This window comes from Nonomuraea sp. MTCD27, assembly GCF_041950495.1.
In the GTDB taxonomy this organism is placed as follows: Bacteria; Actinomycetota; Actinomycetes; order Streptosporangiales; family Streptosporangiaceae; genus Nonomuraea.
In genome coordinates, this window is sequence record NZ_JBGNUW010000021.1 from 52,572 (window position 1) to 74,209 (window position 21,638).

Annotated in this window: 20 protein-coding genes; 10 read left to right on the forward strand and 10 right to left on the reverse strand. The window is 72.1% G+C overall.

Annotation, left to right across the window (positions count from 1 at the left end; genetic code table 11):
* Positions 1-131: 131 nt before the first annotated feature.
* The 5 genes from ACBJ59_RS46275 to ACBJ59_RS46295 all read right to left on the reverse strand — a co-directional run bounded on the left by ACBJ59_RS46275 (position 132) and on the right by ACBJ59_RS46295 (position 6,122).
* Entirely contained in the window at positions 132-995 is an 864-nt protein-coding gene (locus ACBJ59_RS46275; protein ID WP_375116448.1) for a hypothetical protein, read from the reverse strand.
* Between the two features lie 106 nt (positions 996-1,101).
* Complete coding sequence (locus ACBJ59_RS46280) at positions 1,102-2,040, reverse strand: NADP-dependent oxidoreductase (protein ID WP_375116449.1); 939 nt, start codon at positions 2,038-2,040, stop codon at positions 1,102-1,104.
* Between the two features lie 297 nt (positions 2,041-2,337).
* Entirely contained in the window at positions 2,338-3,858 is a 1,521-nt protein-coding gene (locus tag ACBJ59_RS46285; RefSeq protein WP_375116450.1) for a serine/threonine-protein kinase, read from the reverse strand.
* 353 nt (positions 3,859-4,211) lie between these two features.
* Positions 4,212-5,048, reverse strand: coding sequence for a siderophore-interacting protein (locus tag ACBJ59_RS46290; protein ID WP_375116451.1), 837 nt, complete (start codon positions 5,046-5,048; stop codon positions 4,212-4,214).
* Between the two features lie 96 nt (positions 5,049-5,144).
* The gene (locus ACBJ59_RS46295; RefSeq protein ID WP_375116452.1) at positions 5,145-6,122 is read right to left on the reverse strand and encodes an alpha/beta hydrolase; all 978 of its coding nucleotides are present in this window, start codon (positions 6,120-6,122) and stop codon (positions 5,145-5,147) included.
* A gap of 337 nt (positions 6,123-6,459) precedes the next feature.
* On the opposite strand from ACBJ59_RS46295, the gene ACBJ59_RS46300 reads away from it, so the two are divergent.
* The 3 genes from ACBJ59_RS46300 to ACBJ59_RS46310 are packed head-to-tail and all read left to right on the forward strand — an operon-like array spanning position 6,460 to position 8,688.
* Positions 6,460-7,155, forward strand: a complete 696-nt coding sequence (locus tag ACBJ59_RS46300) for an ABC transporter permease (RefSeq protein WP_375116453.1) — start codon at positions 6,460-6,462, stop codon at positions 7,153-7,155.
* Complete coding sequence (locus tag ACBJ59_RS46305) at positions 7,148-7,936, forward strand: ABC transporter permease (RefSeq protein ID WP_375116454.1); 789 nt, start codon at positions 7,148-7,150, stop codon at positions 7,934-7,936. Before ACBJ59_RS46300 ends, ACBJ59_RS46305 begins: the two co-directional genes overlap by 8 nt.
* 2 nt (positions 7,937-7,938) lie before the next feature.
* Positions 7,939-8,688: an ATP-binding cassette domain-containing protein gene (locus ACBJ59_RS46310; protein ID WP_375116455.1), complete on the forward strand. Its 750-nt coding sequence runs from the start codon at positions 7,939-7,941 to the stop codon at positions 8,686-8,688.
* Positions 8,689-8,712: 24 nt separating this feature from the next.
* Here ACBJ59_RS46310 and ACBJ59_RS46315 read toward each other — a convergent pair whose 3' ends face one another.
* The gene (locus ACBJ59_RS46315; protein ID WP_375116456.1) at positions 8,713-9,150 is read right to left on the reverse strand and encodes a hypothetical protein; all 438 of its coding nucleotides are present in this window, start codon (positions 9,148-9,150) and stop codon (positions 8,713-8,715) included.
* 165 nt (positions 9,151-9,315) lie between these two features.
* Here ACBJ59_RS46315 and ACBJ59_RS46320 point away from each other — a divergent pair, with 165 nt between their 5' ends.
* Entirely contained in the window at positions 9,316-9,852 is a 537-nt protein-coding gene (locus ACBJ59_RS46320) for an MFS transporter (RefSeq protein WP_375116457.1), read from the forward strand.
* Positions 9,853-9,902: 50 nt separating this feature from the next.
* Positions 9,903-10,634: a YcnI family protein gene (locus tag ACBJ59_RS46325; protein WP_375116458.1), complete on the forward strand. Its 732-nt coding sequence runs from the start codon at positions 9,903-9,905 to the stop codon at positions 10,632-10,634.
* A 176-nt stretch (positions 10,635-10,810) separates the two neighbouring features.
* Here ACBJ59_RS46325 and ACBJ59_RS46330 read toward each other — a convergent pair whose 3' ends face one another.
* The 3 genes from ACBJ59_RS46330 to ACBJ59_RS46340 are packed head-to-tail and all read right to left on the reverse strand — an operon-like array spanning position 10,811 to position 13,906.
* Entirely contained in the window at positions 10,811-11,782 is a 972-nt protein-coding gene (locus ACBJ59_RS46330) for an ABC transporter permease (RefSeq protein ID WP_375116459.1), read from the reverse strand.
* Positions 11,769-12,743, reverse strand: a complete 975-nt coding sequence (locus ACBJ59_RS46335; RefSeq protein WP_375116460.1) for an ATP-binding cassette domain-containing protein — start codon at positions 12,741-12,743, stop codon at positions 11,769-11,771. Before ACBJ59_RS46335 ends, ACBJ59_RS46330 begins: the two co-directional genes overlap by 14 nt.
* Positions 12,740-13,906: an outer membrane lipoprotein carrier protein LolA gene (locus ACBJ59_RS46340; protein WP_375116461.1), complete on the reverse strand. Its 1,167-nt coding sequence runs from the start codon at positions 13,904-13,906 to the stop codon at positions 12,740-12,742. The genes ACBJ59_RS46335 and ACBJ59_RS46340 overlap by 4 nt, the downstream gene beginning before the upstream one ends.
* Positions 13,907-14,033: 127 nt before the next feature.
* On the opposite strand from ACBJ59_RS46340, the gene ACBJ59_RS46345 reads away from it, so the two are divergent.
* The 3 genes from ACBJ59_RS46345 to ACBJ59_RS46355 all read left to right on the forward strand — a co-directional run bounded on the left by ACBJ59_RS46345 (position 14,034) and on the right by ACBJ59_RS46355 (position 17,284).
* Positions 14,034-14,708 (forward strand): response regulator transcription factor, encoded by a 675-nt coding sequence (locus ACBJ59_RS46345; protein WP_364112396.1) that lies wholly within the window; start codon positions 14,034-14,036, stop codon positions 14,706-14,708.
* On the forward strand, positions 14,701-16,047 hold the full coding sequence (locus tag ACBJ59_RS46350; protein WP_375116462.1) for a sensor histidine kinase: 1,347 nt from the start codon (positions 14,701-14,703) through the stop codon (positions 16,045-16,047). Before ACBJ59_RS46345 ends, ACBJ59_RS46350 begins: the two co-directional genes overlap by 8 nt.
* Before the next feature lie 85 nt (positions 16,048-16,132).
* The gene (locus ACBJ59_RS46355; protein WP_375116463.1) at positions 16,133-17,284 is read left to right on the forward strand and encodes a ScyD/ScyE family protein; all 1,152 of its coding nucleotides are present in this window, start codon (positions 16,133-16,135) and stop codon (positions 17,282-17,284) included.
* Between the two features lie 139 nt (positions 17,285-17,423).
* Here ACBJ59_RS46355 and ACBJ59_RS46360 read toward each other — a convergent pair whose 3' ends face one another.
* Complete coding sequence (locus ACBJ59_RS46360) at positions 17,424-18,293, reverse strand: LysR family transcriptional regulator (RefSeq protein ID WP_364112390.1); 870 nt, start codon at positions 18,291-18,293, stop codon at positions 17,424-17,426.
* A gap of 606 nt (positions 18,294-18,899) precedes the next feature.
* Between ACBJ59_RS46360 and ACBJ59_RS46365 the strand changes: the two genes are divergently transcribed.
* Entirely contained in the window at positions 18,900-19,910 is a 1,011-nt protein-coding gene (locus tag ACBJ59_RS46365) for a neutral zinc metallopeptidase (RefSeq protein WP_375116464.1), read from the forward strand.
* A gap of 132 nt (positions 19,911-20,042) precedes the next feature.
* Positions 20,043-21,635: an LCP family protein gene (locus tag ACBJ59_RS46370; protein WP_375116465.1), complete on the forward strand. Its 1,593-nt coding sequence runs from the start codon at positions 20,043-20,045 to the stop codon at positions 21,633-21,635.
* Positions 21,636-21,638: the final 3 nt, after the last annotated feature.

A 21,638-nucleotide genomic window follows, 5' to 3' on the forward strand; every position in this document is an offset into this window, starting at 1 on the left:
AGGTCCGCGGAGAGCCCGGGCGGGCCCCCCGGGCTGCGGCAGGGCTCGGGTGCCGATGGTGGACCTGCCCTGGTAGGCGGCCTGCCGTACGCGGCCGGACGGTGCCGCGCACTCGCCCCGGCCGGTCGCCGTCAGCGGCGATTCACCCCGCGCACCACCGGCAGCCCCGTGCCGGAGTCGAGCACGAGGCGGTCGCCGAGCGGTCGCGCGAGCGTGACGGTGATCGTGTCGATCTTGAGCATCGCCGGGCACAGCCCGTCGGAGCCCTCCTGGTCCACGTCGACCACCACCACCTGGCCGGTCTCGTACGCGCGCGCCCCGTGGACGGTGTCACAGGCGCCGTGGCCGTACTGGAGCAGCAGCTCGGCAGGCCGACCGGCGACGGACTCGAACCCCATCACCTCTTCGGTGTCCTCCTGCCGCGGCTCGGGGCGGGCGGCGACGGCCGAGGGGTCGACCGCCACGTGGACGTACCTCTGCTCGATCCCTTTGACGGTGAACATCCAGGCGGGCACCCCGATCCGGCCCCGGCTGGTCTCCAGCGGCACCTCGCCCAGCTCGGCGCCGGTCACCCGGAGGGGGCGGCAGCCTTTGGCCGGGCACTCCTCCTCGATGAAGTCCTCGGGTGCGCTGAACGCCGCGTACGCGCTCGCCGCCGCGACGAGCGGCACCTGCGAGACCGACCCGTCCGGCCAGCGCACGTCCGCGGGGGCCGGGGCGTCCGCGGGCAGCTCGGTGGCCTGCTGCCACACGCCGTTGTGCGCGCTCAGGAGCGCCCAGGCCGGTACCTGGTCCGCGCTCGCCCACCCCCGCGGGTTCAGCGGTTCCAGCGGCACGAACCCCGCGCGCCAGGCGCGGTCGTCGGCCGACCCCTGCCAGCGCGCTGTCACCTCCCGGGCCCGGGTCTCGAACTCGCCGGGTGAGACGCGACGGGACCAGCCGCAGGAGGACAGCAGCAGGAGCGCCAGGGACAGGCACGCGATCGTCCTACGCACGAGACATCCTCCGCCGCCGGCTCCACCTGTCGGGCGATCACGGTAGCCGTTCGCGTGCCGACAAACCGGGCGTATCGCCAAACTGACCGGCGCGGCGCGGTCCGGATCAGGGGATCAGGACGATCTTGCCCCGGGTGTGACGGCGTTCCAGCTCGCGGTAGGCGTCGCGGACCCGGGCCAGCGGGTAGGTGGCGGCGATCGGGAGCTCGAGGCGGCCGGTGCCGAGCAGCTCAGCCAGGGCGGCGAGCACCTCGGCGGTGGACGCGGTGCTCCCGCCCACGGCGTGCACGCCGTGCTTCTCCGCCGCCGGGAAGTCCGCGATCGTGTTGACCCGGCCGGGCGGCACCCCGAGTTCGAGGGCGAGGTCGACGTAGCCGTTGCCGAAGGTGTCGAGGAAGGCGTCCACGTGGCCGTGCGCGGCGCGGACGGCGGCGGCCAGGTCGGGCCGCCGGTAGTCGACGGGGACGATGCCGTGCTCGTCCAGCCAGGCGTGGTGGGGCTCGCTCGCCAGGCCGATGACCCGGGCGCCGCGCAGGCGGGCGAGCTGCGAGGTCAGGATGCCGACGCCACCGGCGGCCGCCGAGACGACGACCATGTCGCCCTCGTGCACGTCGACCGCGCCGACCGAGGCCCAGGCCGTGGTCCCGGCGACCTTCAGCGCGCCGGCCTCCGGCCAGCCGACGCCCGCCGGCTTGCGTACGAGGTGGTCCTGGTCGGCCACGACGTAGTCGGCGTGGCTGGCCCGGTCGTCGGTGAAGCCGAGCACCTCGTCGCCCACCGCGAACCCGTGCGCGCGCTCGCCGAGCGCGCGGACCGTGCCGGCCAGGTCGCTGCCCTGCCCGGACGGGAAGGTGGCCGGCCATATGTGGTCCAGCCGGCCCGAGCGGATGGCCGCCTCGCCGGGGTTGACGCCGGCCGCGCGCACCGCGACGAGCACCTGGTCCGGCCCCGGAACGGGCTCGTCGACCTCGACCACCTCGAGGACGTCGATGTCGCCGTAGTGCCGGAACTGCACCGCGCGTGCCCGGCTCCGCGTCTGCCGCATCTCACCACTCCTTGTACGGGCCGTGTCGCCCTTACCCCCGATCCGGGACGGCACACGCAGGTGTCCGCCCCACGGGGCAAACCAGGACGCTGGCCGCCTGCCTCTGGCCCCGGCGAGCTGGATCAGCGGTGACGGCTCGTACGCCACCGTGTCCCACTGCGGGGGACCGACGGCGGTGACCGTCGTGCTGCACGCCGCCCTCGGCGAGGCCCGGGGGGCGCTGTCCCTCATGGACGACGCGGGGTGCGGCGGGTCGTGCCGGAAGGATCACGAGCTGATCGTCCTCACCTTGTGACGTCAGGGGGTCGCGGTGGCCGTCGGTGTCGGGGTGTCCGAGACCGACGTCGACGGGCCGGGCGACTCCCCCGGCCCGTCCTGCGGGATCGTGGTGATCGAGCCCGACGGCTGCGGGCAGTCGCGCCGGGCCGCCGCGTTGCCGCGGCGCCGCCCGGCCGGGCTCGCGCACTGGCCCGGATCGTCCCCGTCCTGGTCGCCGGGGCCGCTGGTGTGCGGGAGCGGGGGCGGGAACGTGCTCCGGCGGCCGGGCTCGGGGGTGAGGACGGCGACCGGGCCCTTGGTACGGGTCTGGGTGACGAACACCGTGGGCGTGCCCGGCGGCGGGGCCGTCGTCGCCGGGCGGACGGTCGGCAGGCCCCTGACCGTCGTGGCCGTGGGCCGGACCGTGGAGTCCGCGGTGCCGTGGGGCTGCACGGTCGGCAGGGGGCCGGGCAGCAGCGAGCCGCCCCCGATGCTCAGCCCGTCGCCGCCCGAGGCCGCGATGACCGTGATCGCCGCGATCGTGACCGTGGCCAGGGCCGCGAAGCTGGCGTGCGAGAGCTGTGCCCCCGACTTCGCCCGGCTCCTGCGCCGGGTCGCCCCGGAACGCTCCATCTCGGGGTCGGGAGCCGGCGCCAGGCGCACCAGCCCGCCCCCCGGCGGGTACGGCACGGGCGTCCAGATCTCTCCCAGCACGCTCGCCACCGCCTGGCGCAGATCCCACGGATCCCCCACGCCCCCGGCGGCCAGCAGCGCCCGCAGCAGATCGGCGGCCCCCGGCCGGTCGGCCGGTTCCTTGGCCAGCGCGGCCTCGACGGCGGGCCTGAGCATGGCCGGCACGCCCTCGACGCGCGGCGGCTCGAACAGGATGCGCCGGGTCAGCACGTCGGCCTCCCCGCCACCGAACGGGTGATGCCCGGTCGCGGCGAAGGCCACCAGGCACCCCCAGGCGAAGACGTCGGAGGCGGGCAGCGCCGGGCCGCCCGTCAGCCGCTCCGGCGCCACCCAGCCCGGGCTGCCCATGACCTGCCCGGCCTGCGTGTGCGCGGACAGCGTGTCCACGTCGCGGGCGATGCCGAAGTCGATGACGCGTGGCCCCCGGGTGGACAGCAGCACGTTGCCCGGCTTGAGGTCCCGGTGCACGAGTCCGGCCTCGTGCACCGCCACCAGCGCCGCCGCGACGCCGAGCGCCACCCCATAGGCGAGGTCGGGCGTGAGCGGTCCCCTGGCCAGGACGACCTGGGAGAGGGCGGGGCCGGGGATGTACTCGGTGACCAGGTACGGGCGGTCCCGGTCGGTGCCGTCCTCCACGACCGCCGCCGTACAGAAAGGCACCAATCTTCGCGAGAAAGCCACTTCCTCGGCGAAACGCGCCCGCAACGTGGCATCGTTGAGATGCACCGCATGCGGCGTCTTGAGCGCCACCAGGCCACCCTGAGGGTGTTCGGCCAGATACACCACTCCCATCCCGCCCGTTCCGAGGCGGCCGAGGAGCAGGTATCGCCCGATGATGACCGGGTCCCCCACCGTAAGCGGTCGCACGCCAGGAGGCATGTCGCTTGCACCACGCGCCATCCGGGTTCGCCTCTCCTGATCAGTGTCATGGCAAAGCACACTGTGGCGGCATCCGGCGGGGCTTTCCGCATGTCTTACATAAGGGGTATTGGAGGTAAGGCTGTCGTTCCTCCCAAGTAAGTAAATGGTGTGACTTGGCGGTCTGAAGTGGACTTTTGCGCCTGGGGTGCCAGGCGGGGAATGATCGTCGTCACCGTCCCCGTCGGCCGCTCGACTGCCGAGCCGCGCGCCGGATCGGACGTGCCCGTACGCGCCCCCAGCCGCCCTGCCCGAGGCTCGGCAGGCGGTCGCGCCCCGTGAGCCCGCGGACGATCGGACGCTCAGGAGGCGATCGCGGCCTGCTCCTCGGCCTCGACCTGGCGGTTCCAGTCGCGCTTGACCGCCCGCCACGTCTCGTCGTCCACACCGATCCGCCAATATCCGGAAATGGACAGCTGGTCCATCCCGACCCCCCGCTCGACGCGCAGGTGGCGGCGGAGCTCCTTCACGAACCCGGCCTCCCCGTGCACGAACGCGTGCACGTCGCCCTCCGGGAACTCCAGCGCCCGCACCGCCGCCACGAGCCTCTCGCCCACGGGCCGGTCGCCCCGGTAGATCCACCTGATCCGCGCGTCGGCGGCCGTTTCGAGCTTCTGCTCGTCCTCCGGCGCGTCCGCCTCGACGAACACGTGCGCCCGCACCCCGTCCGGCAGCGCCTCCAGCGAGGCGGCGATGGCCGGCAGCGCGCTCTCGTCGCCCACCAGGAGGTGCCAGCCGGCCTCGGGGTCGGGTGCGTAGCCCCCTCCGGGGCCCAGCATCAGCAGCTCGTCGCCCGGCTCGGCGCGCTCGGCCCAGGGGCCGGCCAGTCCCTCGTCGCCGTGGACCACGAAGTCGAGGGTCAGCTCGCGGGAGTCGGGGTCCCAGGCGCGGACGGTGTAGGTGCGCAGGCGCGGCCACAACTCGCGCGGCATGGTCTCGCGACAGGTCTTCACGCTGAACGGCTCGGGGTATTCGACGCCCTCGTACGGGAAGACCAGCTTCACGTAGTGGTCGGTGAGCCCCGTGCAGGCGAAGTCCGCGAGGCCGTCACCGCCGACCACGACACGCACCATGTGACGCGAGATGCGTTCGGTCCGCTGGACGACCCCCCGGTGGTGATCCGCGCGCTGCTCAGCCATCGGACTAGCCCCCTGATGCAAGTTAGGTATACCTAACCTTACACTGTTCTTGCCGCTGACCGGATGTTAATTATCCCAAACAGGACAGGTAAAAATTCATGCCGCCGTCGCGTCCCCCATCGACGCGGGCCTTTCGCTCACCGCTTTCACGAACTGCGCCATGTGCTGGAACGCCAGCCGCGCCTCGGGCACGACGTCCGCCAGGATCGGGAAGACGTGCGGCATCCGGGACCATTCCTCGTACCGGACCGGCACCCCGGCCAGCCGCGCCCGCTCGGCCACCCGGCGGCCCTCGTCCCTCAGCACCTCGGTCGAGCCGGTCACGATCATGAGCGGGGGCAGCCCCGTGAAGTCCCCGTGCACCGGCGAGACCAGCGGGTCCCACGGGTCCAGGCCGGAGGTCCAGCGGCGCGCCAGCCAGCGCACCCGGCCGGCTGGCAGCATGGGGTCCTGCCAGCGGTTCGCCCGGCGCGGGACGTCCGTCAGGTCGGCCCACGGGGAAAGGCAGATCGCCGCGGCGGGCAGCGGCCGTCCCGCGTCGCGCAGCGCCAGCAGGGTCGCCAGCGTCAGGTGGCCGCCTGCGGAGTCCCCCGCCAGCACGATGTCCTCGGGCGCGTACCCGCGCCGCAGCAGGCAGTCGTACGCGTCCATCGCGTCGGCCAGCGAGTCGGCCAGCTTGTGCACCGGCCCCTGGCGGTAGTCCAGCGCCAGCACCGGCCGCCTGGCCACCACGGACAAGCGCCACGTGATGGACCGGTGCGTACGCGGGGAGCACGAGAAGTAGCCGCCGCCGTGGAAATAGAGCACCACCTTGCGCTCGTCGAGCCCCTGGCCGCCGCGCACCCACTCGCCGCCGCACGAGGAGAAGGCCGCCGGGACGATCGCGACGTGCGCGGGATGGGGCACCCGGACCAGCCGCGCGAGATCGCCGAGGTGGGCGGCGCCGACCAGGGCGAGCGGATGTCGCAGCAGGAGAATGGAAGCCGGCTTCACGATCCCGCGCATGAGACCGGTGAGAGCGCGAGCCTGCCAGCTCAAGGGGTACTCGGGGATCACATCCCTGTCGATTCGCATCTTCGACCCTCCGAAGATTGTTCTTCCCCGCTCAACATCGCCCTACCGGCCAGTAAGTAACTCATCTCTTACACGGATATTTCGGCACCATGACACCGGGGCCCCAATGGCCGGGCCCGCGCGCCGTTTATCGCGTTGCGGACCGCTGACCCCGCAACGGATAATTCCGTGTTTCCCAACGGCAGACCCGTGCGCGGGTCCAGGCACGGTCCGTCACCGTGCCATCACCCCCCGGAGGTGCAAAACCATACCGCTCTATGCCCGGCTCGTCCGGTACGGATTCCGCAAGCACGCCACCTACGTCTGGGCGGCGCTGGCCGGCGCGTTCACCAACAGCGTGTTCGGCATCCTGCGCGCCTACATCCTCATCGCGCTGTGGCAGGCCCGCCCCGGGCTGGCCGGCTACGACATGACCGACGCCGTCACCTTCTGTTTCATCACGCAGGCGTTCATCGGGCCGATGCAGCTCTTCGGCGGCGGCCTGAGCATCCCCGAGCGCATCCGCAGCGGCGACATCGCGCTCGACCTGGTCCGCCCCGCGTCGCTGCAGCTCTGGACGCTGGCCGAGGACGTGGGCCGGGCCGCCTACCTGTTCGTGGTCCGCGGCGCCCCGCCCATGCTGGTCGGCGCCGTCATGTTCGGCATCCTCCTCCCCACCGACCCGGGCCGGTGGCTGGCGTTCCTGACCGGCTTCGCGATCGCCGTCGTCGTCAGCTTCGGCTGGCGCTACCTGACCGCGCTGTCGGTCTGCTGGCTGCTCGACGACCGCGGCGTCGCGATCCTGTCGATGGTCCTGATGACCTTCTTCAGCGGGATGATGCTGCCGCTGCACATCTTCCCCGGCTGGTTCGGCGAGCTGGCCAGGGCCCTCCCCTGGGCGGCCATGGTCCAGGTGCCCACCGACCTCTACCTCGGCAAGGCCCCGGTGCTGGAGTCGCTGGCCTTCCAGGCGTTCTGGGCCGTGGTGCTGCTCGGCCTCGGCGCGCTCGGCACCAGGGCGATCCGCCACAAGGTGGTGATCCAGGGTGGTTAGGACGTACTTCCTGCTGCTGTGGACCTGGACCCGCGCCGCGGCCGCGTACCCCGCCTCGTTCGTGCTGATGACCGTGCTCGGCTTCGTCACCGCCGCGCTCGACGTCGCGGTGATCCTGGTCATCTTCGCCAACACCACCGCCCTCGCCGGGTTCTCCCGCGAGGAGGTGCTGCTGCTGTACGGCGCCGCCGGCCTGTCCTTCACCGTCTGCGACACCTTCGTCAGCAACCTCGACCGCATCAGCCAGCACATCAAGGCCGGGACCCTCGACACCGTCCTGATCCGGCCCGTCAGCGCGTGGATCCAGCTGGCCGCCGACCGGTTCAACGCCACCCGGATCGGGCGCATCCTGCAGGCCGCGCTCGTGCTCGGCTACGCGATCTCCGCGCTCGGGATCGACTGGCGGCGCGCCTGGATGATCCCCGTCATGGTCCTCACCGGGATCGTCATCTTCTCCGCGCTGTGGACGATGGCCGGGGCGGTGCAGTTCCTGCTGACCGACGCGCCCGAGGTGGTCAGCGCCTTCACCTACGGCAGCCACCAGCTCAACCAGTATCCCCTCAGCATCTACGCCCGCGACCTGGTCAGGGGCGTGACGTACGTGCTGCCGCTGGCCTACGTCAACTGGCAGCCGGGCCTGTACGTCCTGGGCCGGGACGACCCCTTCGGCACGCCCGAGTTCATGCGGTTCCTCGGACCGGCCGCCGCGCTGGTCCTCGCCCTGCTGGCCGCGCTGGCCTGGCGGCAGGGCATCCGGCACTACCGATCCACGGGGAGTTGACCATGATCGAACTTGACCGGGCCGGACGCTCGTTCAAGGTGAAGAGAAACGTCGTCCACGCCGTACGCGACCTGTCGTTCACCGTCTCCGCCGGCGAGTTCGTCGGCTACCTCGGGCCCAACGGGGCCGGCAAGTCCACCACGATCAAGATGTTGTGCGGCATCCTGACCCCCACCGCCGGGAAGGTCCGGGTGGCCGGGCTGGACCCGTCGCGCCGGCGCACCACGCTGGCGCGGCACATCGGGGTGGTGTTCGGTCAGCGCACGACGCTGTGGTGGGACCTGCCGCTCGTCGACAGCTTCGAGCTGATCCGGCACCTCTACAAGGTGGACCGCGCCACCTTCAGGTCCCGGCTCGACGAGCTGACCGGGACGCTCGACCTGGCCGGGTTCCTGCGCACGCCGGTGCGCCAGCTCAGCCTCGGGCAGCGCATGCGGGGCGACCTGGCCGCCGCGCTGCTGCACGCGCCCGACGTGCTGGTGCTCGACGAGCCGACGATCGGGCTCGACGTGGTCAGCAAGGCCAGCATCCGGGACTTCCTGCGGCGGGTGAACGCCGAGCGCGGCACCACCGTCCTGCTGACCACGCACGACCTCGGCGACATCGAACGGCTGTGCCGCCGGGTCATGCTGATCGACCACGGGCACCTGGCGTTCGACGGCACCCTCGACGACCTGATGGCCACGGCCCCCGACCAGTCCTCGATCGAGGACGTGGTGACCCGCCTCTACACCGGCACCGCCACCACGTAGCCACGCCCGCGCCCCACGTGAGTGTCAGTAGTAGCTGCCCTCCGGCGTGGTCTCGTAGTCCTCGTCAAGTTCGTCGCGCTGGCGGGACCAGCGCGACGGCATCAGCACGGGGATGAACAGGACCACGCCGAGCAGGGCGAACATGCCCGTGGTGAGCATGGTCCTGTCGCCGAATCCGGCGTCTCTGATGATCTGGTTGACCGACGGCTCCGTCGGTATGAGGGAAAGCGCCCGGTTCATGTCGAGCGCGTACACGACTGTCCACGCCAGCAACACCATGGACGGCACGAACGTCGCCAGCGGCGAGATCCGGCCGGCCGTAACGAGCCCGACAACCAGTCCGACGGCGGCCATCGCGCCGAGCGCGATCCACATCTTCTGACTGTCCGGCGGATTCGCGGCCGCATTGCCGACTGCCTGTTGTACGGCCCAACCGCCGCCTCCGAGCACGGCCACCGTCACCACAAGCCCGATGAGCAAACCACCTAAGTGCCGCAACGTTCTCACCTCTATGTCAACGCGGTCGGCACGACCCTAGCGACAAAAGCCATTTTCGGACCAGGCATTGCCCAGCTTGGAACTCGAGGTCTCAAGACTCCCTGCCCCGTGAGAGCATGGGGCACACCCATGCGCGCGCATCTCCCCTTCCGCCTCGCGCGGACGGCCGCCTTCGCCGCCGTCTGCGTGACGCTCGCCGCGCTCGCCCACGTTCTCGGCGGCGGCTCGGCGCCCGAGCCGGGGGTCGCCGCCCTCGGGCTCGCGGGCGTGGCCGCGCTGGGGCTGGCGTTCTGCGGCAGGGAGCGCTCGGCGGGCACCATCAACCTGGTGCTGGTCGGGGCGCAGCTCGGGCTGCACGAGCTGTTCGCGGGCGACGGCGCCGCCTACGTCTCGGTGCACGGGCACGCCCAGGGCGGCCTGGCGGTCAACGCCGGCATGCTGCTCACGCACCTGACGGCCACGGTGATCACCGGTCTGTGGCTGTCGCGTGGCGAGGCCGCGCTCTGGTCGCTGCTGCGCCGCCTCGGCCGCCGTCTCGTCCTCCTCGCACCGGCCGCCGCGCCCGTGCTGTGGTTCCGCACCCCGATCGTCCACACGAGGGTCGTCCCGCTCCAGCCGGGGTTCCGGCACAGCGTGGCCAGGCGTGGTCCTCCACTTCCCGCCTGACCGTCTGACACCCTTCTTCATCCCCCCGATTCACCAAGTGGAGCTCTCGCATGTCCTTCGTACGCCGTGCGGCGACCGTGCTCGCCGCCACCACCGCCCTCACCGCCGGCCTCGCCCTGCCCGCGCTGGCCCACGTCACCATCCAGCCGGGCACCGCCGAGCAGGGCGGGTTCACCAAGGTCGCCTTCCGGGTGCCCAACGAGCGCGACAACGCCTCGACCACCAAGATCGAAGTCAGTTTCCCCGCCGACCACCCGCTGGCCTTCGTGTCCGTCAAGCCCGTGCCCGGGTGGGAGGTCAAGGTGACCGAGGGCAAGCTGCCCGCCCCGGTCAAGACCGAGTACGGCGATCTGGAGGAGGCCGTCACCAAGGTCGTCTGGGAGGGCGGGAAGATCAATCCTGGCGAGTTCCAGGAGTTCGAGGTGTCCATGGGCCAGCTGCCGAAGGACGTCGACTCGCTGATGTTCCCGACGAAGCAGACCTACTCGGGAGGCGAGGTCGTGGACTGGTCGGAGGCCCCGAAGACGGACGGGACCGAGCCCGAGCACCCGGCGCCGCTGCTCAAGCTGGTGCCGGCCGCCGACGACGGCAGCTCACAGGGCGCTTCGGTCAGTGCGAGTCCCAGTGCGACCCCGGCGGTCGCCGCGCCGTCGGTCACGCCGATGGCCGCCGCGTCCGCCTCCGACGGCACGGCCCGGCTGCTCGGCGGGGCCGGCCTGGCGGTGGGCGTCATGGGCGTCGTGATCGGCGCCCTGGGCCTGCGCCGCCGCCCCTCCGCCTGACAGCGGGACCCGGACGCCAATGCTCCGGGACGCCACCGACGGCGTCCCGGAGCGCACGGCCCCGAACCCCGGCCTCCGCCGCCCGCTCCGGGGCGTCCCGCTGCCACCCGCAGGAAGGGGGCCGTCAAGGCGCAGGGCCGGCGCCGTCAAGACGAGCCCAGGCAGGACGGGTGCCGTCAGGACGTGATGTCCTTGCCCGAGAAGCGTGCCCAAGCGATCGACCCGAACAGCAGGATGTACGCCCCGAACGCCAGCAGCCCCTCCCCCAGCGCCCCCGTGTCGATCGGGCTGCGCAGCACCGCGTCGAAGTCCGTGAACCTGGTCGGCAGCAGGTAAGGCGTGATCGCCCCGAGCTCGGGGACGGCCCGCAGCACCTGGCAGATGATGACCAGCACCATGGTGCCGGCGACGGCCCCGATCGACACCTCGGTGAAGGTGGACAGCGCCAGCCCGATCGCGGCCAGCGCCGCCATGCCGGCCCCGACGTATCCGACGCTGATGGCGATCCGCACCAGCCCGTCCGCCATCGAGATCGTGGTCCCCGACAGCAGCGTCACGTCACCGACCGGGAACAGCAGCAGCCCCGTCACCAGCGCGGACAGCGCCACCACCGCCGTGGCCGCGTAGGCGTAGACGACCGCGTTGAGATATTTGACGGCCAGCAGCCGGGTCCGCCCGGCCGGCGCGGCCAGCAGGTAGCGCAGCGTCCCGCCCCCGGCCTCGCCGGCGATCGAGTCGCCCGCCACCACGCTCACGGCCACCGGCATCAGCAGCAGCACCAGGAACGAGAACGACACGAACGTCAGCATGAGGCTGTTGCCCGCGACGGCCTGGATGATCCCGCCCATGTCGTCGTCGCCGGAGGAGCCGAAGGCACGCAGGGAGACGCCGATGATCACCGGCACGCCGGCGAGCACGGCCAGCATCGCCAGGTTGCGCGGGCGGCGGAAGGTCAGGCCCAGCTCCGAGCCGAGCAGCCGCCAGAACGCCCACGTCGTCCTGGCCGACGGCCCGGGCGGGGGTGCGGCGGGTGCGGGGGGCGGTGGCTCGGGCGCGTGCCGTTCGGTGGTGCGCATGGTCTCGGTCACCGGCACGAGCCCGGGCATCCGCCGCGTGGCCGTCGTGGCCCGGCTCTCAGCCGTCGACATCGAAGCCCTCCCCTGTGAGTCCCACGAACACGTCCTCGAGGCTCGGCCGCACCACGGCCAGCCCGCGTACGGCCACGCCCTCCCCCACCAGCGCGGCGTTGACCTGCTCCGGCGCGTGGCCGCCCAGCTCCGCCAGGACCTGCCCGCCCTCCGGCCGCACGTCGGCCAGGCCGAGACCGGCGAGCACCCGCGCGGCGGCGCCCGTGTCCGGCGTCTCCACCCTGATCCGGGTGACCAGGCCGCCGTTGAGCGAGGCGATCGTGCCCTGCGCGACGAGCTTGCCGGTCCGCATGATCGCGGCGTGCGTGCACATCTGCTCGACCTCGGCCAGCAGGTGCGAGGAGACGAACACCGTGGTGCCTTCGGCGGCGATCTCCTTGACCAGCGCGCGCACCTCGCGGGTGCCCTGCGGGTCGAGCCCGTTGGTGGGCTCGTCCAGGACGAGCAGCTCGCGCGGTCCCAGCAGGGCGGCCGCGATGGCCAGGCGCTGGCGCATGCCGAGCGAGTAGTTGCGGTAGCGCTTGCCCGCGGCGGCCGACAGCCCCACGCGGTCGAGCGCGTCCGCGACGCGCCGCCGGGCGGTGCCGCCCGGCGCCGTCGGGTCGGCCGCGTCGAAGCGCATCAGGTTGGCCGCGCCCGACAGGTACGGGTAGAAGGCCGGCCCCTCGACCAGCGCCCCCACCTTCGGCAGGGCCTGCGCCTGCGGCAGCCCGAGCACGGAGTATTCGCCCGCCGTGGGCGCCACCAGGCCGAGCAGCATGCGGATCGTGGTGGTCTTGCCCGAGCCGTTGGGCCCGAGGAAGCCGAACACCGAGCCGCGCGGCACCGCCAGGTCCAGCGCGTCCACCGCGACCTGGCCGCCGCGGAAGCGCTTGGTCAGCCCCTGGGTGACGATCGCGGCGTCCCCGGAGGGCGGGGCCGCCCCGAAGGGCGCCCCCGCTTCGTACGTGACGGCGGTCACTTGGTGCCCGCCGCCTTGGTGATCTCCTCCGGCGTGACCGCGCCGACCAGCAGGCGGCCGTCGTCGGTCAGCAGGGCCGTGACGAGCTTGGTCTTGATCAGCTTGCCGGAGCCCCACGTGCCGCTCACCGGGGTGGCGGACTTGAGCACGCTGTCCAGCAGCGCGGCCGGGTCGCCCCCGCCACCGCCGAACCGCTCGCCGGAGCCCTCGGGCGTCTCGGCGGGCTTGGCGGCCAGGTCCGCCATGGAGAACGGGACGACCGCGACGGCCGACCAGCCCTCACCGACGACCTTCAGGTCGCCCGCGACGTCGTGGGCCTTCTCGGCCCGCTCCTCCGCGTGCTCGCCGAAGCCCTGGTCCGCGCCGATCGTCTGCTCCTCCACCTTGGCGCCCGCGGGCGGGGTGAAGGTGAAGTTCTCGGCCGCCGGGGGCGTGAACGTCACCTGGGTGAACCCGAGCTGGAACGCCGGCTCGGCCGAGCCCTTGGCGTACACCTGCACCTGGAGCGGGACGTACGTCTCGCCGTCGAGGGCGATGCGCACCTCCTGCACCAGGGAGCTCTCGTCCTTGGGCGACAGCACGAGCTGGTAGACCGGGCGGCCCGCCACCTCCGCCGTGTTGATCACCCGGACCGCGGTGTGCTCGTCGGCGCCGGCCAGCAGCCGCTCGGCCAGCTGCGGCGGCGTCAGCTCGGTCGGGCGCGGCACGGGCGTGGCATGGCCCGGGCCGGCCTCCGGCTTGATGGTCAGCTTGGTGGCGGTGTTGGTGGCGCTGTCCCAGTACCAGGCCTGGCCGCCGTTCAGGATCAGGTTGGTCTCGTTGAGCTGGGTCGGGAAGGCCACGCGCAGCTTGTCGGCCGCGCCGTACCAGACCTTCACCTCGTGTGAGCCGGACAGCAGGCTCAGCGGCGAGGCCGAGCCGGTCTGCGGCAGCGCCGGCAGGCCGAGCGAGGCCGTCTGCTGAACGGTGCCGGACATCGGCGGGATCCCGCCGTCCTTGCCGGTGGCCGCCACGGCGTCGGCCAGCAGTTGCTGGGCCGAGCGCTCCGGCAGCACGGGTTCGCCGCTCACCGCGGCGATCACGGGACCGGCGCCGATCGCGGCTCCGATCACGGCTGCCGCCGCGATCGGGACTCCCCACCTCACGAACGTGCCTCTACGCATCTCACTCCTTAACCGTATGTCGATGCCCAGAGCCTGCGTCATGCATCCTGTGGGAGACCTGAGACAGTCTGAGACGGCTCTCAGCCTTCTCAGCGTCGTCTCAGCGCGCGAACGGGAGAATCGCCACATGAGAGTACTTGTCGTCGAGGACGAGCGGCGCATGGCGGCTGCGCTCCAGCGAGGGCTCCAGGCCGAGGGTTTCGCCGTGGACCTCGCCCACGACGGCGAGGAGGGGCTGCACGCGGCCAGGCAGGGCGACTACGACGTCGTGGTGCTCGACATCATGCTGCCCAGGCTGTCGGGCTACAACGTGTGCAAGCAGTTGCGCGCCGAGGAGAACTGGGTGCCGATCCTGATGTTGTCGGCCAAGGACGGCGAGTACGACATGGCCGACGGGCTGGACCTGGGGGCCGACGACTACCTGACCAAGCCGTTCTCGTACGTGGTGCTGGTGGCCCGGTTGCGGGCGCTGATGCGGCGCGACGCGGGGCGGCGGCCGTCGGTGCTGGTCGCGGGCGACCTGTCGCTGGATCCGGCCAGGCGGAAGGTCGAGCGGGGGCAGAGCCCGATCGAGCTGACGCCGCGGGAGTTCGCGCTGCTGGAATACCTGATGCGGCGGCGGGACGAGGTGGTGTCGAAGTCGGAGATCCTGGAGCACGTGTGGGACACCTTCGACACCGACCCCAACGTGGTCGAGGTCTACGTCGGCTACCTGCGCCGCAAGATCGACGTCCCCTACGGCAGGAACTCGCTGCAGACCGTGCGCGGCGCGGGCTACCGGCTGGCGGGCGACGGTGGCTGAGTCGCCGCTGGTCTGGTGGCGGCGGCAGGGGCTGCGGTTCCGGCTGACGGTGGCGGCGGCCGCGGTGCTCGCGCTGGCGCTGGCCCTGTCGGCGTCGGTGCTGCTCAGCGTGCTGGACCGGGCCCTGATGGACACGGTGGACGAGTCCACCGTGCAGCAGGCGCAGGCCGTGCGGGTGGCGGCCGACGCCGGCACGCTCACCAGCCCGATCACCACCCACGACGGCACGATCGTGCAGGTGATCGACGCCCAGGGGCGGATCACGCACGTCACGTACGGCACCGACCGGCTGGTGCCGCTGCTGGACGCCGCGGGCCGGGCGAAGGTGCTCCGGCAGGGGCAGGCGACGCTGCTGGACGGCCGGCCGTACGCCATCCCGGGGTTCCTGCGGGTCGTCGTGCTCAGCGCGGACCGGGGGGTGACGGTGGTGGCGGCCCGGCCCATCGGCGAGATCCAGACCAGCCTCGGCACGGCCGGCCGGGTGCTGCTGGTCGGCACGCCGGCGCTGGTCGTGCTGCTGGCGGTGGCGAGCTGGCTGATGATCGGGCGTACCCTGCGGCCGATCGCGGCGCTGCGCAGGGGCGCGGCGGAGATCACGCACACGGCCAGGTCGCGCCGGCTGCCGGTGCCGCAGTCGCGCGACGAGGTGCACTCGCTGGCCACCACGCTCAACAGCATGCTGGCCCGGCTGGAGGAGGCCGAGCAGCGCCAGCGGGCGCTGGTCTCCGACGCCGCGCACGAGCTGCGCAGCCCGCTGGCCAGCATCCGGCTGCAGCTGGAGGTGGCGCTCGGGCATCCCGACGGGCAGGACTGGCAGGAGACCGCCGAGGGCGTGCTGGAGGACACGATGCGGCTGTCCCGGCTGGCCGAGGACCTGCTCGCGCTGGCCAGGCTGGACGAGCGCGGCGGCGTGCCGGCCCGGCGCGAGCCCGTCGACCTCGACGAGGTCGTACGCCAGACCGTCGACCGGTACGCCGAGGCCCGCCTGACGGTGTGCGACCCCGTCGTGGTCCGCGGCGACGCCCTCGACCTGAGCCGGGTGCTGACGAACCTGATGGACAACGCGGTCCGCCACACCGCCTCCAAGGTCGAGGTGACGCTGACCGCCGACGGCGTGCTGACGGTCACCGACGACGGCCCCGGCATTCCCGAGCAGGACCGCGAGCGCGTCTTCAACCGGTTCACCCGGCTCGACTCCGGCCGCAGCCGGGACGAGGGGGGCGCGGGGCTGGGGCTGGCCATCGTGCGGGAGACCGTGCGGGCGCACGGCGGCACGGTGCACCTGGAGGACGCGGCACCGGGCCTGCGCGCCGTGGTCGCCCTGCCGGTGACCCGCTGACCCATTAATACCTTTTGCGGCTATCTGTGGCCGGATGAGGACGGGGACCCTGTTCACCGGGCGCGCGACGTGTTAGGCACGGGCCATGCGCGCAGCACGCGAGCGGCCCGCCGCCCGCCTCACGTCGGCCGCCCTCGCGGCGGTCCTCGCGGCGGTCCTCGCGGTCGCCGCGAGCGCCTTACCGGCGGCGGCGGCTGATCAGGCCGCTGATCAGGCCGCTGATCAGGCCGCCGTGACGGTGATCGCCTCGGGGCTGGACAACCCCAGAGGGCTCGGCTTCGGCCCCGACGGGACCCTGTACGTGGCCGAGGCGGGCCGGGGCGGCCCGGGCCCGTGCATCACCGGCGCCCAGGACCAGACGTTCTGCCTCGGCCCCAGCGGCGCCGTGACGGCCGTCTCCCGCGACGGGCAGCGCCGGGTGGTGACGGGCCTGCCGTCCCTGGGCACGCCGAACCTGAGCGAGGTGCTCGGCGCGCACGACGTGGCCGTGACCCATGGCGGGCTGCTCGTCCCGATCGGGCTGGGCACGGACCCGGCCAGGCGGGCGCAGCTCGGCCCGGACGGCGCCGCCCTCGCCACGCTCGTCAAGGCTTCGGGCGCGCGGTGGCGGACCGTCGCCGACCTCGGCGCGTACGAGAGCGCCAACGACCCCGACCAGGGCCAGCCCGGCACCGGCCCGGACAGCCAGCCCTACGCGGTGCTGCCCGAGGGAGCGGGCGCGCTGGTCGTGGACGCGGGCGCCAACGACGTGCTGCGCGTGCGCCCCGGCGGCCGGATCTCGACGGTCGCCGTGTTCGACGTCCGCATGGTCCCCGGGCCGGGTGGGGGCGACATTCCGATGCACCCGGTGCCCACGAGCGTGGCCCGCGGGCCCGACGGCGCGTTGTACGTCGGCCGGCTCACCGGCTTCCCCTTCCCCGTGGGGGGAGCCAGTGTGTGGCGCCTGGCACCGGGCAAGGCGCCGGCGGTGTACGCCTCCGGCTTCACCAACATCGTGGACATCGCCTTCGACCGGCGCGGCCGGCTGCTGGTGCTGGAGATCGCCGCCAACGGGCTGCTCTCCGGCGACCCGGCGGGAGCCCTGCACCGCGTCGAACGCGACGGCACCAGGACACTTGTCGCCAGGGACGGCCTGTTCACCCCGACGGGGGTGGTGGCCGGGCCGGACGGCGCCTACTACGTGTCCAACAGGGGCACGCTGGCGGGTTCCGGGGAGGTACTGCGTATCGGGAGCTGACGGCGGGTTCTCGACGGCCCTCAGGGGCACGGCCGCGTCGCCGGGCCCCCCGGGCTCCGTTGTTCCGGGCCCGATCACATGACTCGTCAGATGGTTCGCCGGTCGGCTCGTGGATGGACATGGATCGTTCCGAAAGTGGTCAGGCGGCTGTCCCCTTTTCCGCGGTGGCCAGGAAGTCCTGGGCGATGAGTGGCAGGCGGCGGCGGGCGTGCACGACGGCTATGACGCGACGCACCGCGGGTTCGAGCGAACGCACCACCAGGCCCGCGCGTCCGGCCTGCTCGGCCATGCCGCGGTACCACAGCAACGATGCCTGCCCGGCGCGTACGGCGTTCAGCCAGCCGTTGCGCTCGTCGGTTTCGAGCACGACCACCGGGGTGACCGCGTACTTGCCGAACATCGCGTCGAGCTCCCTGCGCCGCATGCTGCCACGGGCGGGCAGCGCCAGGCGCATGCCGTGCAGCTTGCCCATCGGCACGGGGTTGGGGAGATCGAGCGCGGGCGGGGAGATCAGCACGATCTCCTGGCGTTCGAGTGGATGGGTGATGAGATCGGTGGGCACCGGCAGGTCCGTGAGACCCAGGTCGGCCCGCTGATCCCTGATGGCGCTGACGACACCGTCTCGGCCGTCGCAGCGCACGATGTGCACGCGTACTCCCGGGTGCTCGGCCGCGTAGGCGGGCAGCAGCCGCCCCGCGAGGCCGGGTTCGAGGCTGGGCGTGGCGGCGATGCGAAGTTCCGCCTCGGTGACCGTGCCCTGGTTGGCCAGGCCCTCGATCTCGTGAACCGCGTCGAGTGCCTCCCTCGCCAGCTTGACCACCCGGCGTCCCTGCGCGGTGACGACCACCCCGCGGCCGGAACGAGCGAAGAGCGTCATGCCGAGCTCGCGCTCGAGATCGCGGATCGCGCGGGACAGCGCAGGCTGCGCGATGTAGAGCGATCTGGCCGCGTCGGTCATGGTGCGGTGCTCCGCAGTCGCGACCACATAGCGGAGCTGCTGGAGATTCATGTCAATGAAGCTAGGACACCGCCCGCCGCCGGGACCGAAAGATAGCGGAGATCACCTCGAATGATTTCGGACTGTAACCGAGCACCGCTACATCCGTGACGGGTGATAAATCAGTATGCTTTTGCCCCAAATTTGACAAGGGTCCGCCAAGTCGCGGCGCAAATCTGGCATAGCAGACAACCGGGTGAACGGGGAGACACGGTGACAGGGAACGGGCAGTATCCACCCCCGCCACAGGGACCAGGACAGCCACAGCGGCCCCCCTCGTTACCCTGGCCGCCGCCGGGTTACCGGCAACCGCAGCCGCAGGGCGGCCAGCAGAACCCGTACCCGCAGCCGCCGCCCCCTCCCCCACCGCCGCCACAGGGGAATCCTTACCAGCAGGGGCCACCGCCGCCGCAGGGGCCGCCCCACCCTCAGCCGCCCTACCCGCAACCACCGTACGGTCCGCCGCAGGGGCCGCCTTACGGTCAGCCGCCGCAGGGGCCGCCCTATGGGCAGCCGCCGCACGGGCCACCGTACCGGCAGCCGCCGCCTCCTCCGCCGCCACCGCCGGTCGCGCCGACGCTGCGGTGGCCGCACCCCCCGCCGCGCAGGAAGTCGGGGATGGGGGTCGTCGCGGTGCTCGGCACCGTGTTCGGGTCGCTGGCGGCGCTGTTCGTGCTGATCGTCATCGGGGCGGTGATGCTCGGCGGCTCGAAGAGCTCGGACACGTCCACGCCGGTCGCGAACCCGACGTACGAGCCGTCGGAGGAGCCCACCCGGCGCTCCGACGAGGACCCCGAGCCCGCCCCCACGCGGACCCGTGACCAGGAGCCCACGCAGCGGCCGACCGAGGACGAGGAGCCGGACACCACCGTCACCCCGCCCGCCAAGGTCACGCTCAACACGAGCCTGAAGAACAACACCATGTACCGGGCCGGCACCCTGCCCAGGCTCAACTGCCGGGCCGGCAACGCCAACATCTACAACCACAGCCAGCTCAAGGCGCTGATCCTGAAGACCGGCAGGTGCATGGACCGGGCCTGGCAGCCGATCCTGGAGAAGCAGGGCATCCGGTTCAGCCCGCCCGGCTACGCCATCGCGGCCAAGCGCGGCAGGGGCGCCTGCGGCGACTATCCGTCGGCGGGCAGCATGGTGCCGTACTACTGCCCGCGCAACAACACCATCTACGCCTCCACCTCGGCCATGGCCACGGGCAACGGCAACGCCCGAGGGTACGGCCAGATCATCAACTGGCACGGCGGCATCATCAGCATGATGGCCCACGAGTACGGCCACCACGTCCAGAACATCACGGGCCTGATGGACTCGTGGTGGCGCTCGACCCTGGACTCGACCAGCCAGAGCGGCAAGCTGGCGCTCAGCCGGCGGCTGGAGCTGCAGGCCACCTGCTTCGGCGGCATGTGGATGCGGTCGGTGGCGGCGTCGTACCCGGTGAACACCTCCAACCGGAGCCGGCTGTACTGGTTCTACGGTCAGGTGGGCGACCATCCGGGCTGGCCGCGCGACCACGGCACGCCGGCCAACAACAACCGCTGGTTCCGGCAGGGGTGGGAGAAGAGCAAGACATACCAGTGCAACACGTGGCTGGCGCCCTCTTCAACGGTCTCCTGATGTCCCCGTGGCGTTCATCTCATGTTGAGCACATGTCTCTGATGTCCATATAAGGGCACTAGAATCCTGGCAATCTTGTGCCCATCGGGGGCATACGCCAATTTTGCCTGGTAGGCGTGTAAGGAGCCGGGTGTGAGCAATCGCGATGGGGTGGAGACCGTGCCAGGAGGCAGGAAACGCCGCCCCATGCGACGGTCCGGCCCGGCCTCCGCAGCCACCGCCGGATCCGCCCCTCGCGAGAAGGCGCCCTCCAGAGGGCCGCGCTTCGCCAAACCGCTGACACCCGGCGCCGTCCTGGGCTGGACCGCGCTGTCCGCCGTCGTGCCCGGCGCCGCTCATCTGCGGGCCGGGCACCGCCGTACCGGGCTGGTGCTGGTCAGCGTGTACGCGGTGCTGCTGCTCGGGCTCCTGGCCTACGGCCTGATCGTGATCGGCGACCTGTCGAACATCGCCACGTTCGCCGACGACGGGATGATGCTCACGGTCGTCGTCGTGGCCTCGGCACTCGCGCTGGCCTGGTTCGCGCTGCTGGTGACGTCCTACGTGGCGCTCGGCCCGAACAAGCTGCACCAGCAGGGCCAGGTGGTGACCGGCATCGTGGTGGGCGTGCTGTGCGTGGCGGTCATGTCGCCGTTCGCCCTCGCCTCCAACTACGTGCTGACCGCCCGCAACGCGATCGGGGACGTCTTCCAGTCCCGGCCCGACCCCGACACCCCCCAGGTTGCCCAGAACCCCGAGGACCCGTGGAACGGCCGGGACCGGGTGAACTTCCTGCTGGTCGGCGGTGACGCGGCGGGCAACCGGACCGGCGTGCGCACCGACAGCATGAACGTGGCCAGCGTCGACCTCAAGACCGGCGCCACGGTCCTGTTCAGCCTCCCGCGCAACCTCCAGCACGTCCGCTTCCCCCCGTCCTCGCCGCTGCACAAGCAGTTCCCGAACGGCTTCATGGCCGAGCTGCCCAACGGCGGCCTGCTCAACGAGGTCTGGCAGTACGCCAACGACAACCCTCAGCTCATGGGCGGCAAGGACAAGGGCCCGCGGGCGCTGATGGACGCCATCGGCTACACGCTGAACCTGAAGATCGACTACTACATGCTGATGAACATGTACGGCTTCGCCGACCTCGTGGACGCCATCGGCGGCCTGAGGATCAGGGTGGAGCAGGACGTCAAGTGGGGCGGTCTGTACGGCACGGCGGGCACCATCAAGGCGGGCGACCGGAAGCTGACCGGCGAGCAGGCCCTGTGGTACGGCCGCTCCCGCGTCGGCAGCGACGACTTCTCCCGCATGGCCCGCCAGCGCTGCGTCATCGCCGCCTTCGCGCAGCAGGCCACGCCCTCGGTGATCCTCACCAGGTTCGAGCGCATCGCCGGCGCGGCCAAGCGGCTGGCCCAGACGAACATCCCTCGCGACCTCGTCAAGCCGCTGGTCGAGCTGGCCGTCAAGGTCAAGGACGCCAAGATCACCAGCCTGCAGTTCGTGCCGCCGGAGTTCTACTCCGGCCGCCCCGACTGGGCGAAGATCCGCCAGGCCACGAGAAAGGCCATCAGCGACTCGATGCGCCCGGCCCGCCAGGCGCAGACCGCCGGAGTGACCGCCTCCCCGAGCGCGACCGGCTCGACCCCGACCCCCACGAAGACCCGGCTGGCCGCGCCCACCCAGACGCCCACGAAGAACAGCCAGAAGAGCGCCCAGTCGATCGACGACCTCTGCGGCCTCTGACCG